This is a genomic window from Nocardia sp. NPDC059691 (genome assembly GCF_042733915.1).
Taxonomy (GTDB): domain Bacteria; phylum Actinomycetota; class Actinomycetes; order Mycobacteriales; family Mycobacteriaceae; genus Nocardia; species Nocardia sichangensis.
The window spans coordinates 522,861-538,697 of sequence record NZ_JBHWFB010000001.1 but is presented as its reverse complement, the minus strand read 5'-3'; the positions used below and the strand labels follow the sequence as shown (position 1 = coordinate 538,697).

At 66.9% G+C, this 15,837-nt stretch carries 12 protein-coding genes; 6 read left to right on the top strand and 6 right to left on the bottom strand.

Going from position 1 to position 15,837, the window contains the following annotated elements:
• Window positions 1-3: 3 nt before the first annotated feature.
• From yidC to ACFV2O_RS02485, 6 genes are all read left to right on the top strand, one after another.
• Complete coding sequence (yidC, locus tag ACFV2O_RS02510; protein ID WP_379249630.1) at window positions 4-1,089, top strand: membrane protein insertase YidC; 1,086 nt, start codon at window positions 4-6, stop codon at window positions 1,087-1,089.
• 115 nt (window positions 1,090-1,204) lie between these two features.
• Complete coding sequence (locus ACFV2O_RS02505; protein ID WP_355073440.1) at window positions 1,205-1,756, top strand: protein jag; 552 nt, start codon at window positions 1,205-1,207, stop codon at window positions 1,754-1,756.
• A 155-nt stretch (window positions 1,757-1,911) separates the two neighbouring features.
• Window positions 1,912-2,703 (top strand): 16S rRNA (guanine(527)-N(7))-methyltransferase RsmG, encoded by a 792-nt coding sequence (gene rsmG, locus ACFV2O_RS02500; RefSeq protein WP_379249628.1) that lies wholly within the window; start codon window positions 1,912-1,914, stop codon window positions 2,701-2,703.
• Window positions 2,704-3,992: 1,289 nt separating this feature from the next.
• Window positions 3,993-4,949, top strand: coding sequence for a ParA family protein (locus ACFV2O_RS02495; RefSeq protein ID WP_379250117.1), 957 nt, complete (start codon window positions 3,993-3,995; stop codon window positions 4,947-4,949).
• A 70-nt stretch (window positions 4,950-5,019) separates the two neighbouring features.
• Complete coding sequence (locus ACFV2O_RS02490) at window positions 5,020-6,033, top strand: ParB/RepB/Spo0J family partition protein (RefSeq protein ID WP_379249626.1); 1,014 nt, start codon at window positions 5,020-5,022, stop codon at window positions 6,031-6,033.
• Between the two features lie 252 nt (window positions 6,034-6,285).
• A complete protein-coding gene (locus tag ACFV2O_RS02485) occupies window positions 6,286-7,014 on the top strand; it encodes a GNAT family N-acetyltransferase (protein WP_355073763.1) in 729 nt (242 codons plus the stop codon).
• A 71-nt stretch (window positions 7,015-7,085) separates the two neighbouring features.
• Here ACFV2O_RS02485 and ACFV2O_RS02480 read toward each other — a convergent pair whose 3' ends face one another.
• The 6 genes from ACFV2O_RS02480 to ACFV2O_RS02455 all read right to left on the bottom strand — a co-directional run bounded on the left by ACFV2O_RS02480 (window position 7,086) and on the right by ACFV2O_RS02455 (window position 15,551).
• A complete protein-coding gene (locus tag ACFV2O_RS02480; RefSeq protein ID WP_379249624.1) occupies window positions 7,086-8,279 on the bottom strand; it encodes a peptidoglycan-binding protein in 1,194 nt (397 codons plus the stop codon).
• 147 nt (window positions 8,280-8,426) lie between these two features.
• Window positions 8,427-8,759, bottom strand: coding sequence for a thioredoxin (trxA, locus tag ACFV2O_RS02475; protein WP_039803419.1), 333 nt, complete (start codon window positions 8,757-8,759; stop codon window positions 8,427-8,429).
• Between the two features lie 56 nt (window positions 8,760-8,815).
• Entirely contained in the window at window positions 8,816-9,826 is a 1,011-nt protein-coding gene (gene trxB / locus ACFV2O_RS02470; protein ID WP_379249621.1) for a thioredoxin-disulfide reductase, read from the bottom strand.
• A 109-nt stretch (window positions 9,827-9,935) separates the two neighbouring features.
• A complete protein-coding gene (locus tag ACFV2O_RS02465; protein ID WP_379249619.1) occupies window positions 9,936-10,709 on the bottom strand; it encodes a hypothetical protein in 774 nt (257 codons plus the stop codon).
• A gap of 102 nt (window positions 10,710-10,811) precedes the next feature.
• Window positions 10,812-11,393, bottom strand: coding sequence for an RNA polymerase sigma factor SigM (sigM, locus tag ACFV2O_RS02460; RefSeq protein ID WP_379250115.1), 582 nt, complete (start codon window positions 11,391-11,393; stop codon window positions 10,812-10,814).
• Window positions 11,394-11,684: 291 nt separating this feature from the next.
• The gene (locus ACFV2O_RS02455; RefSeq protein ID WP_379250113.1) at window positions 11,685-15,551 is read right to left on the bottom strand and encodes a murein biosynthesis integral membrane protein MurJ; all 3,867 of its coding nucleotides are present in this window, start codon (window positions 15,549-15,551) and stop codon (window positions 11,685-11,687) included.
• Window positions 15,552-15,837 lie beyond the last annotated feature (286 nt).

The following is a 15,837-nucleotide window of genomic DNA, read 5'->3' as shown; positions in this document are numbered from 1 at the left end:
GCCGTGCTCGACTTCATCTATTACCCGGTGTCCTGGATCCTCTGGTTCTGGCATCGGGTCTTCGGGTTCGCGTTCGGCGCGGACAACGGTCTCACCTGGGCACTGGCCGTGGTGTTCCTGGTGTTCACCTTGCGCCTGGTGCTCTACAAGCCGTTCGTCAAGCAGGTGCGCACCACAAAGCAGATGCAGGAACTGCAGCCGCAGATCAAAGAGCTGCAGAAGAAGTACAAGAACGACCGTCAGAAGATGGCGGTCGAGATGCAGAAGCTTCAGAAGGACAACGGCTTCAACCCGCTGATGGGCTGCCTGCCGATCCTCGCTCAGGTGCCGGTGTTCCTCGGACTCTTCCACGTGCTGCGCTCGTTCAACCGGACCGGGCACGGTATCGGCCAGCTCGGAATGACGCCGGAGCAGAACGCGAACACCGCGAACTACGTCTTCAGCGCCGCCGATGTCCAGTCCTTCCTGAGCGCTCGCATCTTCGGTGCGCCGATCTCGGCGTTCATCACCATTCCGCCCCCCCAGTTGCAGGCCTTCGCCGACTACGGCGGCGTGCCGACCAAGTTGAGCATCGCGCTCGTCGCGATCCCCCTGATGGTCATCGCCGGTATCGCCACGCACTTCAACGCGCGTGCTTCGGTCGCGCGGCAGACGCCGGAAGCCGCGGCCAACCCCCAGGCCGCGATGATGAACAAGCTCGCGTTGTGGGTGTTCCCGCTCGGCGTGCTCGTCGGTGGCCCGTTCCTGCCGATCGCCATCCTGCTGTACTGGGTCTCCAACAACATCTGGACCTACGGACAGCAGCACCTCGTGTTCGGCCGCATGGCGAAAGAAGAAGAGGCCAAAAAGCAGGCGAAGCTCGAGCAGCGCGCGCAGAACGCGCCCAAGCCCGGAGCCAAACCGGTCAACGTGAAGAAGAAGCCGACCGCCGCCGCTCCCGCTGCCGATGCCGCGTCGGACGAGGACACTGCTGTCGCGTCGACGAACGGCACCGCTAAGCCGCCGAAGCAGTCGGCGGGCCAACGGCGTCCGGCCGGGCAGAAACGGCCGGGCAACCGGGGCAGGGCGAACCAGAAGCGCAAGCGCTGATCGCACCATCGGTGGGCCGAGCCGCCCACCTCGATCGCTGAGCAACCCCCTTGATCGCGAATACCGCCCGGCGGCGATTGCCCGGCGCGCGCGATGAGCAGATGAAGGAAATCAAATGACTGTTGAGACCGACGGAGGGGACGCCACCGTGGCGACGACGACGGCGAACGCCGGAGCGGACACCGACGATGTCGTGAATGATGCCGAGGAAGCGCTCATCGAGGAAGGCGAGATCGCGGGCGACTATCTCGAACAGTTGCTCGACGTGCTGGACTTCGACGGCGACATCGATCTCGACGTGGAAGGCGATCGCGCCGTGGTGAGCATCGACGGCGGACGTGACCTGACCAAGCTCGTCGGACGTAACGGCGAGGTGCTCGACGCGTTGCAGGAACTGACCCGGCTCGCCGTCCAGCAAGCGACCGGAGTGCGGAGCCGGCTGATGCTGGACGTGGCGGGTTGGCGAGCCAAGCGGCGGTCCGAGCTGAGCGAACTCGGCGCAGCGGCGGCGCAGCGCGTACTGGACTCCGGTGAGCCGGAGTCGCTGGCGCCCATGACTCCGTTCGAGCGCAAGATCGTGCACGATGCGGTGGCGGCCGTGGAGGGCGTGAGCAGCGAGAGCGAAGGTGTGGAACCGAACCGGCACGTGGTGGTCGTTCCCGGCTGAGTCGCGACATCCCCGGAGCGGGCGGCGTGTTTCGCGGCCCGGATGGGTAGTGGTTGGATGTAGTGGTTGGATAGGGCCTCTGGTCTTCGGACCGGGGGCCTTGTTCGTGTCCGGAGCCCGATTGCTCGTTCGTAGATCGACCCGAGTTCGGAAGGATGTTTCACGTGGAACGAGATCTCGGTGGAACCACCGCGGAGCCCGCGGAGTTGGAGCCACCCGCGTCGGCTGCGACCGTCTTCGGCGACCGACTCGATCTCGCGCGTCGATATCACACGGCGCTCGCGACCGCGGGCGTGGAGCGCGGGCTGATCGGCCCGCGCGAGGTGCCCCGCCTCTGGGATCGCCACATCCTCAACTGTGCGGTACTCGGCGAGTTGATCGCCGAGGGCGCGTCCGTGGTCGATATCGGCAGCGGTGCGGGCCTGCCGGGCATCCCGCTCGCCATCGCGCGTCCGGATCTCCGGATCACTCTGGTCGAACCACTGCTGCGCCGCACGATCTTCCTGAGCGAGTTCATCGAATCGGTCGGACTGGACGTGACCGTGGTGCGAGGGCGGGCGGAGCAGTCGGGCGTGATGAAGGAGGCCGGTGGCGCGGACGTGGTCACGTCCCGCGCGGTGGCCCCGCTCGGGAAACTCGCCCAGTGGTCCCTTCCTCTCCTCCGCGACCACGGGCACATGCTCGCCCTCAAGGGAGCGAGCGCGGCCGAGGAACTCGAACGCGATGGCGACGCGCTGACGAAGGCCGGCGCAGGTAACGCGGTCGTCCTGGAATGTGGCGTCGGTCTGGTGGCGACGCCCACGATGGTGATCAGCGCAGAGCGCCTCCCCCGAGCTGAGCGAGCCACCCGACGGCGCGCCGAACGAGCGGTCGAGCGTGGCGGAAAGGCCGTCCGCGCCGCCACGACGGAGCGTGCGCGTAAGCGTGCGGCACGCAAGGCCAAGTAGAAGCTTCGATCGCGAAGGCTCGACCGTCGACCTCGGATCTGGGCTCGTTTCGTCACTCTGACGGAATGGCCCGGTTGAACGCGCGTCGGATGGACTCGGCGGGCGATCTACTCGAACTTGATTTGCTTTGTCTAGATCCGTCGACTGGACGGAGGGGTCCCATGCGGTACCTCCGTCTGGAACGGCGTGGCCGCTTGGAGGCTGAAGTCGAGGCGTCCGTCTGCCGTGGCTGTGGAAGAGATTGCTACTGGCGTCGCGGTTGGATCAAGTCCGTTGTGCGTCGGGTGAGAAGTCGTCGTCTTGTGTGCGATGGTTGCACAGAGTCCCACGCGGACTGGATTCACGTGAAACATCGGCGGGAAGTCGGTCCGCGACGAGCCTAGAGCAAAACCCCGAAGTTCCATGCGAGCGTATCCGAGTCACACTCGACTTCATCGGGGTGCGTCTCGAACTACACCTCGAGCATGAGGCAAAGGTGGGTTGCGGACCTAGCGGGTGCTTCTCGGATCAGGAGGCCGCGGCCCATGTTTCACGTGAATCAAAGTCCTTCGGAACGAGTTCGCCGGAATCCTGAGCGCGTCTGGAATTGCCGCCCGATGTTTCACGTGAATCGGTCTTGCCCCCGCTGGAGACGCGATCAGTCTCCGAACACAGCTGAGGGTCAATACGTGTGGTGCTCTGGCCGCTGCGTCACTCTCGAAGCGCGGCAGCGCGTACCCCGGCGTCGGCAGTCTGTCGATGCGCGACTGAGCTCAATCCATTCGAAGTAGCGCGGGGCAGTGTGCCGGTCCGAGGTCGTCAGCCGAAGCATCTGAACCAGGTCGGTCGAACAGCCACTGCGAGTACTCATCCGCGATCCGCGATCCGCGATCCGCGATCCGCGATCGGTCACGCGGCATGCCTGCTGTCCCACGCACCCGTCCGGCGGCAATGTTTCATGTGAAACAGCGCGCGCGTCGAGGCGAATTCGTGCGGATTTGCGTGTCGCTTTGCGCCTCGCCGCGATTCAGCTTTCTTAAACCGCTCAGTGCTGGCAAGCTAGTGTGCGTCGGGCGTGAGCGTAGGTGCCACGAGGGATCTGGTTGTCACAGCGGCGCGCAGCTCCGCTCGGTCGATCGGGCGCCGCGGAGCCAGTTGTGCATCGTGTTCGAACCGACAAAGGCTGTTGCAGATACGACGCCGACCCGTCCCGTCGCGCGCACGTGTTCTGAAGTTTCTCGGGTTAGGAGCTGTCTATGTCGAGCGGTCCGGCGAATGTTTCACGGGAAACAACGTCGCGCGTGCCGGGGATGCTGGACTCCAGCAATTTCGACACGGAGGCATTCGGAAGTACGCCGTTCGGGCACATCTCCCCCAGCGAGACCCCGATAGCCGCCGAAGCCCAACGTGCGAGTCAGGTCCTCCATCCAGGAAAGGTGACTGTGCCGAAACCTCACGAGCAACGGATCATCACGATCGCCAATCAGAAAGGCGGCGTCGGGAAGACGACCACCGCCGTGAATTTGGCGGCCGCCTTGGCGCATCAGGGGATGACGGTGCTTGTGATCGACCTCGATCCGCAGGGCAACGCCAGCACCGCCCTGGGTATCGAGCACCACTCGGGTGTCCCCTCCAGCTACGAGCTGCTCATCGGCGAGGTCTCGGTCAGAGACGCTATCCAAACAAGTCCGCACAGCGAGCGCCTCCTCTGCATCCCCGCGACCATCGACCTGGCGGGCGCCGAGATCGAACTCGTGTCGATGGTGGCCCGGGAGGGGCGCCTGAAAGCCGCTATCCAAGAGGCGAATATCGCCGGATACGACATCGATTACGTGATGATCGACTGCCCGCCTTCCTTGGGCCTGCTGACGGTCAACGCGCTCGTCGCGGCGAAAGAGGTGCTGATTCCGATTCAGTGCGAGTACTACGCGCTGGAAGGCGTGGGTCAGCTACTTCGCAATATCGGCTTGGTGCAGGCGCACTTGAACCCGGAACTGCACGTCTCGACCGTGATCCTCACGATGTACGACGGGCGCACCAAGTTGGCCGACCAGGTCGCCGAGGAGGTTCGCGGGCACTTCGGCGATGTCGTACTGCGGTCGGTGATTCCACGCAGCGTGAAGGTGTCGGAGGCGCCTGGTTACGGCATGACGGTGCTCGATTATGATCCAGGCTCCCGGGGCGCGATGAGCTACCTGGACGCCGGACGCGAAATGGCGGCCCGCGCGGTGGCCCCGCGTGTCGCCGCGACGAAGTCGGCGGAGTGACTCGGCCGGCCGGGTCGACGCTCGGCACAGTGCGGTTCGGTAGCGGAATGAGGAAGGGGTCGGTAGACCGATGAGTCAGGCGAAGAAGGGTGGTCTCGGGCGCGGTCTCGCCGCGCTGATCCCGACGACACCGACAACATCACCGGGCCTCAGTAGCGCTGCGGCGAGTGTTATCGGTCTGGATCCGGTCGGACCGCAGCCTCCCTCGGCCTACCTGCACCGGGTACCGGATCCCGCCGACAACGCTGAACTGGAAGCAGGCGGCGCCGTCTACCGGGAGATCCCGCCGGACCAGATCGAGCCGAATCCCAAGCAGCCGCGCACGGTCTTCGAAGAAGACGCGCTGGCCGAGCTGGTGCATTCGATTCGCGAATTCGGGTTGATGCAGCCGATCGTGGTGCGCCGGACCGAACCGGGTGTGGACCGTTATCAGCTGGTCATGGGCGAGCGGCGGTGGCGGGCCTGTCAGGAGGCGGGCCTGGCCGCGATTCCCGCGATCGTCCGGGAGACCGCGGACGAGTCCATGCTGCGCGACGCCCTGCTGGAGAATATCCACCGGGTGCAACTGAACCCGCTCGAAGAGGCGGCGGCCTACCAGCAGCTGCTGGAGGAATTCGACGTCACTCACGAAGAATTGGCTTCGCGAATCGGTCGCTCTCGCCCTGTCGTGACGAATATGATCCGTCTACTGAAGTTGCCGATCCCGGTGCAGCGCCGGGTCGCGGCGGGCGTACTGTCCGCCGGGCACGCGCGGGCACTGCTCGGTCTCGAAGCGGGTGCGGACGCTCAAGAGGTGCTCGCCGCCCGGATCGTCGCCGAGGGACTCTCGGTCCGGGCTACCGAGGAAGCCGTCATGCTGGCGAACCGAGAGCAGGACGCGGCCGCGCCCTCTCCCGTCGCTCGGCGCAAGCCGATCGAGATGCCAGGCCTACAAGCCGTGGCCGAACGGCTGTCCGGTTCCTTCGACACCCGGGTCCTCGTGAGTATGGGCAAGCGCAAAGGCAAGATCGTCGTCGAGTTCGGGTCGGTCGAAGACCTCGAACGGATCGTCGCCCTGATGGAGCAGAACGCACCCGCAGTGTGACAGAAGTGACGAAATTTAACTTGTGGTTTCGATAGGTGGCGAGTACCCGGCCGAAACGTCACTGTGACGGCAGGGGTACGGCACGGCTGCGAGCTTCTATCGCTCCCAGCGGAGCAACACAAGTTCTTCCGACCAACAGCACAGCGACATGGAATGAGGCAGGTTCCCGTTGATCGCTTATTCTTGCTGGCGAGCAAACATTGATGCGACGTGAGCGTGGATGAATCGGACAGCTGGAGGCTGAGCAGAGCGGTGTCGACCAGCGTCACAGCACTAACCCTCGGCGGACTCGAGAAGCTTCCCGCGCATGCGCGGCGCTGTGTCTTCTGGGAGATGGACCCCGCCGTGGCCGAGGACTCGCGCAACTTCAGCGATCCGGTGTTCGAGAAGGAAGCCTGGCTGTCCACGGTCATGCTGGAGTGGGGTTCGTGCGGGCAGGTGGCGAACGTCGACGGCAACGTCGCCGGCTGCGCCTTGTACGCGCCACCGAGCGCCGTGCCGCGCGCCACGCTCTTCCCCACCTCCCCCGTGAGCCCGGACGCGATCCTGTTGACCACGCTGCGGGCCGAATTCCCCTATCAGGATGCCGATGTCGCCCACAGCCTGGTTCAGGCCGTGGTGTCCGATCTGGTGCGTCGCGGCGTGCGCGCCTTGGAGGCTTTCGGTATCCGCACCGACCCGACGACGCAGGCACTCTCGGAGCGGTCCGGCTCGATGACACTGCTCGAGCGGATCGTCGCGCCGATCAAGAATGCGAACCCGGCGGGCGCGACGACCGAATGCTCACCCGAGAGTTGCATGATCGATGCCGACTTCCTGGAGGATGTCGGCTTCGAGGTGGTGGCCCCGCATCACCGATTCCCGCGCTTGCGGTTGGAGCTCGCCTCCGATCACGGCTGGAAGGAAGACGTCGAACGGGCGCTGGATCAGCTGCTCGCGGCGGCGTCGATGACCGCGCCGACCCGTATCGGAGCGCGTTGAGCTGAACATCGGAGCGCCCCCTGCCGGGCTCGAAAGGGCAGGGGGCGCTCCGACTTACGAAAGACCGATGGCTACATCCGGTCGGCGGCAGCCAGCTCCTCGGCCAGCAGTTCCGCGAAAGTGTATGTGCCGGTGGGCTGGTCGTCCTGACCGAGCAGATACAGCCGCTTCACCGAGATCAGAATGGCTTCGGCGATCACGTCGCGCATGCGCGGGTTGGTGAGCACCGAGGCATCGTATTCATTTGTCAGATAGCCGATGTCGACCTGCACGGTGGGCATCTTGGTGAGACGCAGCAGATCCCAGGTTCGCGCGTGAGTGCGGCAGTCCTGCAACGACGTTCGGGCGACGACCTCGCGCTGGATGAACCCGGCCAGCACCTGCCCGATCATGGACACCGAGCCGTGTGAGTTGCCGAAGTAGAACCCGGCGACGCCGTTGGCGAGCGGGCTCGGGTTAGCGGCACAGCGCAGGGAGATCATCAGATCGGCGTCGAAGGCGTTGGATGTTTCCGCGCGTTCGGCGTCGGTGGGGTTGGCGCCCCACGGCCGCGACAGGAAGGTCTCCATGCCCGTGGCAGCCATCCGCCCCTCGAGACGGCTGGCGAGATCCCACAGGATCTCCGACTCGTAGACGTCGCCGTACTCGGTGGGCACGGCACAACCCTTGTCCGGACCGCCGAGACCCGGATCGATGACGATCCGCTTGCCGGTCAGCTGCGGCCCAGCCCGGTGCACGACCTCTTCCTCAGCGATCCGGTGCGGATTGCCGCCGGTCACCCTGGCGCCGAGCAGGTCAAGCGAGCGCAGCGTGTCGGGACCGCAGATGCCGTCGGCCGACAGGCCGATCTCCCGCTGGAAGGCGGTCAGCGCGTCGTGGGTGTGCGGACCGAAGTAGCCGTCGACCCGGTGCACGTAGAAGCCGAGGTCCTGCAGCCTGCGCTGGAGCGTGGCCACATCGTCGCCGTACAGCGGCGCGGACAGCTGATAGATCAGCGTGCGCGCACCGAGTCGGTAGGACGCTTCCTTCAGTGCCCGGTAGGTCGCCGGACCGACCACACCGTCGACGAGTAAACCGCGATGCTGCTGAAACGCGCGAACCGCGGAGTCGAGGTGATGGTCGAAGGACACTTCGGTGTCCTTCCAATATTCGCGTGCGTCCGCGTTGTCGGCGGCGATGTGCGCGTGTAGGAACCCGAGGCTTGCCAGGGTGCTCCGAACCTCTGCTACGGCTGGACCGGAATCGCCGTGACGAAGTCGGTGCATGCGTGAGAGCCCTTTCCTTCCGTCAAACCCGCGGGTACCCACTCATGCGATGGGATACACCTTCGCACGACCGGAGCGTCGGTCGATTGTCTCAGACCCGGACCGGGTTTCGACAATCCCCGGGTCCAGGCATCCTACGGCGCGTCCTCAGATGACGTCTTCGAGTTCGCGCAGAAGAGCCGCTTTGCCCTTCGCTCCGACGATCTGCTTGACCGGCTTACCGCCGCGGAACAGCATCATAGTGGGCAGCGAGAGGATCTGATAATCGCGGGCGGTGCTCGGGTTGGCGTCCACATCCAGCTTCGCGACGGTCAGCTTGTCCGCGTGCGCGCCGGCGATCTCCTCCAAGACGGGCGCGACCATCTTGCACGGGCCGCACCAGTCGGCCCAGAAATCGACGAGGACCGGCTTCTCACTCAGCAGCACGTCGTCGGCGAAGGACGCGTCGGTGACGGTGACCGTGTTGGCGGACTCGGACATGGGTGTTCTCCTTGCGATACAGCGAGACGGAAAGGTATGGCTCGTCCAGCGCGAGCTCAGTTGGCGGCCACCGACTCACCCGCGTGGGCGAGGGTGTTCGAGGTGATGTCGCCCTGCTCGGCCAACCAGCGCTCGGCGTCGATGGCCGCACGGCAGCCCGTGCCCGCGGCGGTGATCGCCTGCCGGTAGGTGTGGTCGACGAGATCACCCGCGGCGAAGACACCGGGGATGTCGGTCGCGGTCGTCGGCTCGTTTACCAGCACGTATCCTTCGTTGTCCAAGGCGACCTGGCCCTTGACGAGTTCGCTGCGCGGATCGTGGCCGATCGCGACGAACAGGCCGGTGGCGGCCAGCTCGGAGGTTTCGCCGGTCCGGGTGTCACGCAGGGTCAGATGGGTGACGCTGTTCTCCCCGTGCACCTCGGCCACCTCGGCGTTGAGCACGAACTTGATCTTCTCGTTCGCCTTCGCCCGTTCCAGCATGATGCGGGAGGCCCGGAACTCCTCGCGGCGGTGCACGATGGTGACGCTGGAGGCGAACTTGGTCAGGAAGGTCGCCTCTTCCATCGCGGAGTCGCCGCCGCCGACCACCACGATGTCCTGGCCCTTGAAGAAGAACCCGTCGCAGGTGGCGCAGGCGCTGACACCGCGGCCGAGCAGCCGCTGCTCGCCCGGAACGTTCAGGTAGCGCGCGGCCGAGCCCATGGCGAGAATCACGGCGTAGGCGTGGAAGGTCTCGCCGCCGACGACGACCCTCTTGATCGGGCCGGTCAGGTCGACCGCGTCGACGTCCTCGGTGCGGATGTCCGCGCCGAACCGCTTGGCCTGCTCGCGCATCTCCTCCATGAGATCCGGGCCCATGATGCCGCCGCGGAAGCCGGGGAAGTTCTCGACCTCGGTGGTGGTCATCAGCGCACCGCCGAACTGGGTCCCCTCGAACTGCAACGGCTGGAGCTCGGCGCGGCCCGCGTAGACGGCGGCCGTGTAGCCGGCGGGGCCGGAGCCGATGATGATCAGGTCGCGAACTGGCGTGCCGGTGTCGCGTTTTTGCTCGCTACGCTCGCTCATGGGGCCCTTCCGGGGAGATTCGATCGGACGTGTCGGTCAACAACAGGGTAATGGCTGTTGTTCCCGCGTCGGCGGGGGTCACACCGCGCGGGTGGCCCAGATCGCAAGGTCAGCCGATGTCCTGCAGCGCCTTGCGCTGGGGATCGCCGGTAGCGCAACCGGTCCCGACGACCAGCGCGGTGATCTGCGGCGGGCGCGGGCCGTTCAGCAGGATGAGCACCGCGTTGCCGCCCTGGAATCGGATGTCGGTCGAGCCGAGGATCGTGCGGTCCAGGCCGTTCGCCCGTACGCAACGCTCGAGCGCTTCCGGGCCGGCCAGGGCTCCGGTGACGTTGTGCCTGCCCAGCGCGCCGAGGGCCACGGTGGCGGTGAGATCGTCACCCCAGTCGTCTTTTCCCGATGTCGGCTGCGCCGTGGGCGCTGGGTCGTCTCCGCCGCGCATCGTCGAAGCCCACACACCCGCGCCGACGACGGCGACGATCGCCGCGGCTGCCGCGGCCAACCAGCGCAACCTGCCGCGGCGACGCTCGTCCAGAGCCATCGGCGCGGATTCGAAATCTTCTGCTTCGCTGACGGATTCGCTTACTTGCGGGGGCGGAAGCTCATGAACCGTGGCGTCTTCGGGTGGCTCCAGCTCGTCGACGAACCGCGCGAGCCGGGCCGCCACGTCTTCCGGCATCGGATGGACTATGCGCTCGTACCCACCCAAGGCACGCAGCTCCGCACTCACGTCGTCCAGCGCGCGCAGATACCGCACCGCTTCCGGGTCGCGCGAGACGATCGGCCACAACTGCTCGCGCTGCGCGGGCGTTACGTTGTCGGCATGTAGGTCAGCCAGCAATTCGGACGCGAACGGAGGCTGCGGCACGGACTCGGTAGCCATCGCACCTCCGTCGTTCGCATCGGACATCGCGGGGACCCCCTCGCCTACGGGGCCTGTCTCTGATTCGTTCAGTGGTTCGTCACTGTTAATGACGCATCCCAACTAACCCCGGTTCCCCGGATCACGCAGAAAATCCAATCGCTCTTTCAACCGCTGCCGCGCACGAGCGCACCGGCTCTTGATCGTCCCCTCGGGCACGCCGAGCAACGCCGCCGCTTCGGCAACGCTATACCCCTCCACATCCACCGCCACCAACGCGGTCCGCTGATCCGGCGGCAACGAGAACAACGCTCGATCGATGACCAACGACATCTCCACCTCGGCCATCTCGTCGCGGGTGTCCCTCGGCTCCGGCATCGACTCCGGCGCCAGCGACAATGCCCGCCTGGTCTTGTTCCGCCGGATCCGGTCCAGGCAGGCGTTCACCACGATCGCGTGCAACCAACTGCGGACCTCCGCCTCGGCCCGGAACGAGCCCGCGGTGCGATGCGCCGACAACAGCGCGTCCTGTAGTGAATCGGCCGCATCCTCACGCGTGTAGGAGGTGCGCAGCGCGGTCTGCCACAGATGATCGTTGTGTCTGCGCAGTAACTCCGCGAACGCGTACCGCTCACCGGCGACGTGCGCCCGCAACAAGTCCACATCGGTGCGTTCACCGAGTTCGAAGGCGCGCTCGCGACACATCACCGGCTGCGACGCCCCCCTGCCGAGCTCCTCGTTCACTTCGGACGACAAATGCCAACCCCTCGAGCCCTCACGGCGGCAACGGGCATGGTCGACCATCACCGAGACTTCGCAGCATCCAGGATCGAAAACGCCGAAACCTGGGAAGCTCCCCTGCTGAGAGCGCGCGAAGATCATATCGCCCGTAACGTTTTGGCAGCAACCAAGTGATCGGGCCGGATACGGAGGAATGCGCGGCGTTCGACGCCGCGTGACGAATGGCCCGCACGACCGATGCGCGGGCAGGGCGGGCTACGGCGCGGCGTCGAAACGGATGTCGGCGATGGCGGTCTGGAACTGTCCTCCGGAATTCCCCAGTCCGGTGATCCAGACGAGCACGTAGCGGGCGGCTTGGTCGGCGCGCACCGGGATATCGGTGACGCCGTCGTCCAGCCGGGCGGAACCGATCAGCTGGGTCTGATCCAGCGTCGGCGATCCGGTGGGCGACGTGCGGATCTCCACCGATGTGCCCGCGCTCGGCGAGTTGATCGAGACGTTCGTGAGCTTCGCGGGGGCCGGCAGCGTGGCGAGCAGACCGACCCCCTTCTTGAGCGCCGGGAACTGCTGGAAGTACTGATCGGTGCGCCACTGGGTGCCCGGATCATTGTCCAGCACCGCGTGGACGTTGGCGACGCCGTCGGCGGTGCCCTCCGGCGAGAACACCGACACGCCGGTCACCGGAACCGGCGCACCGGTCGAGGTGAGGCCAGGGCCCGCGGCGGCGGGCGTCGGCACCGGTTGGTTGTTCGTCGTCAGGCCGATATTGCGCTGTTCGTTCAGCGGCGCGTCGGAGGCGCTCGGCGCGAACACGCTGACCATCCACCAGATCACCACGCCGACCACCAGCGCGGCGAGGATGCCGAGGCCGACCATGATCCACATCATGCGTTGCGAGCGTTCGCGTTCGGCCGCGAGCAGTTCCGGATCGGCGAGCGAGTCGTCCATGTTCGCGGGAGCGCGCTGGCCAAGCCGCAGCACCGGGATGAAGTCGGTCTTCTGATCGACCACCGACGCCTGCTCCAGCACGTGCTGGACCGTCGCCGCCGTACGCACGCCCTTGTTCGACTCCAACGAGCGCACCGCGACCGCGGAGATCTCGAACGGCACTTCGGGACGGATCTGGCGCGGTTCCACCGGCGTGCCGTCCGGTCCGAAATCGGCCAGCCGCAGCCCGCCGACGGTCGCGGCGGTGCCCGTGACGCCGCCGGAGCGGATCGGCCAGCGGGCGGTGATCAGGGAGTAGAGCATCGCACCGAGACCGCGGACGTCGGACTGCGCGTCGGAGTCCGACAGCGTGCCGGGGAAGGCGAGCACCGCGTCACCGGACGCGCTGATGCGCACCCGGTCGGGATGGTCGATGGACAGCGACCCGCCGCCACGGTGCGCCAACTCGGCCGCCGAGGCGAGGGCGCGGATGGCCCGCGCCGCGCCGATCGGTGACGGCACCGTCTCGGCCATCTCGCGCAGCGAACGACCCGGCGTCCATTCCGCCACCACGATGCCGCCGGAACTGCCGCGCACGACGTCGAGTACGCGGGCGAGGCCCGGCGAGTTGATCCGGCCGAGACGCAGCGTCCGGGACAGGATCGCCTGGGGGCCGTCCTGCCCGGAGTTCTCCGTCGCTTTCTGGTCGGCGTCGACGAAGGTCAGCGCGACCTCGCGATCGAGTTTGATGTCCAGCGCCTGCCAGAACTTCAGGCCGCGGGCGCCGCCGTGACTCGCCAGCAGGCGGTAACGCCCGCCCGCCACCGACGCGCCCGGAATCAACTTGGGGCCGCGCGGGATTCGCCGGGCGCCCAGGTTCTCGCCACCCATCGGCGGCATCTCCGGCGAGCCGACGGGGATCATCCCGGTGTCGTACATCGGATCGCGCGGCGGCAGCTGGTTCTCCTGCGGTCTCGCCGCGTCCTGCTCCGGTCCGGCCGTGCCCGGCCCGTTGTTCGCGTACGCGGGATCCAACGGCTCCCCCGCGGTCGGCGGTACATCGGTGGACAGTCCGCCGGGCGTGGTCGCAGAAGAATCGGCGGCTGGGACGCCGCCCACCGCGTCGTCGCTCACCCTCGGTCCTCCTTCGCCCTGGTATGTCGAGGTTCCGGCGAATTCGCCACTTGTGCTTCTCTGCCGAACAGGGTACGGGAACTCACCCTTGCCGGTGCGGTCAACGGCATCGGGTCGGATCACAGGAAGCACCATGGTCTGGGCGTCCATGTACGGATCGAACCTCGGGTATGCCAAGTAGGGATCAGGCCTGCGCAGCACCTGCGTGACGTAGGGATCTTCGACCGGGCTCTCCAGGTCGAGTTCCGGCGCGGGCGGTGTCCAGCCGAGGCGCCGCGAGACGGCCACGGTGATGGCGACGATCTCCGGAATACCGGCGAGTCGCATCAAGCCGAAGGCCACCGCGAACATCACGATCGCGGTGATCGCCACCCGGATCAGCGAGCCGGGGCCGCCGAAGGACTCGGTCAGCCGATCCAAGCCGAGTACCCGGTCCACGATCCACATCACCGCGCCACCCGCGAGTGACGCAAGTACGACACGGGTCACTGTTCGGCCCACATTGGCCATTCGGAGGTCGCCCAGACTGCGGTGCAGTAGGAAACCACCCACCACCGCGCCGACCGTGAAGCCGAGGCCGTTCGCGACACCGAGCGCGATAACCACGTGCTCGGAGTCGGTGACCACCGGAGCCAGGGCGGAGAAGACGATCTTGGCGGCGGTGATGCCGAGGATGATCCAAGTGGGAATCCACGCCTGCTCCCTGGCGTAGAACACGCGCAAGTGGATCAGCACCAGCGAGTACGGGATCAGTGCGAACGCCGACCAGCTGACCGCGAGACCGAGACGTTCGGCGTCCGATCCGAAGTTGCCGTAGCCATAGAGGGCTTGTCCGACCTGCGGACCGGCCAACGTCAGGAAGGTGACCACGGGTACCAGAGCGATCATGGTCAACCGGGTGGCCGCGGAGAGATCGTCGACAACCGCGGGCGTGTCGTCGGCGGCGGCGTTGCGGCTCAGCCGGGGCATGATCGCGGTCAGCACCGTGACACCGAGGACGCCGTACGGCAGTTGCAGCAGCAGCCACGCGTTGTTGTAGATCGCCGGACCTGCCGCGTCGGCATGCGATGAGATCCGGGTGGCGAAGACGAAGCCCGCCTGGCTGATGAGCACGTACAGGATGATCGCCGCGCCCATGCCGCCGAACTGCTTGAGGCGATCATCGATGCCCCACAGCGGGCGCAGGTCGATGCCCGCCCTACGGATCGCCGGAAGGAGGCTGACGGCCTGCACCACAACGCCGACCGTGACGCCGACGCCGAGCACCAACAGCTTCGGGTCGCTCATGCGAACCGGATCCAGCGTGATCTCCCCCGGCATCAGGACGTACAGCCCGAGGACGGTGAGCACCACCAGGTTGTTCAGTACCGGCGCCCAGGCGCCGGGCTTGAACATCTGCCGGGTGTTCAGTATCGCCGTGAGCAGCGCCGACATGCCGTAGAACAGGATCGCGGGCAGCAACAGGAAAGACAGCGCCGTGGTCAGCGCCGTGTTGACCTTGCCGTCGTCGGACAGGAAGACGTGTGTGGTCAGCACCGGCGCAGCGGCCGTCGCCAGCAGCGCGGCAGTGGCCAAGACCACGAACGCCGCGGTCACCAGGCGCCGGACGAACGCCTCTCCGCGATCGGGATCCTCCTGCTCCGCGCGCACCAGCGTGGGCACCACGATCGCGGTGAGCACCGCGCCGAGCACCAACTCCGCGATCATGTTCGGGATCTGGCTGGCGACGGTGAACGCGCTTGCGATGGCAGGGCCGAGCACGGTCAGCAGCAGCAGTTGCTTGCCGAACCCCGTGATCCTGCTGATCAGTGTCGCGAACGCGATCGATCCGGAGTCGCTGAGCAGCCGGGAATTCGCACTCTGCTTCGGCTCGTCGGCCTTCGGTGGCTCCGCGGTGGCGGTGGCGGCGGGCCACTCCCTGGTCCGTGGGCGAGCCGGTTCCGCCGGTTCATGCCGAACCGGGGCGGCCGGCCGCTGACGCGGCGGTGGGAACTGCTGCGGCTGCGGCGGGGCGTAGCGCGGCGGCGGCACCCGATCGGATTCCGGCGTGATCGCAGGCATCGGCCCGGAACGGGGTGGGCGCGGCGCGGCCGGGATCGGACCGGACTGCGGAGGCCGTGGCACCGCGGGTATGGCGCCGGAACGAGGTGGACGCGGCGTGGTCGGGATCCCGCCGGACTGCGGGGGACGCGGCGCGGCCGGAATGGCGCCGGACTGCGGCCCACGTGGTCCGGCGGGCGGCGTCTGCCGGACATTGCCAGGCGGGCCGGAAGGCGCAGGCACCTGGCGATTGGATCCAGGCGGAACGGGGCGGGGCTGGCCAGGACCGGCCGCCGGTGGCGGAGCC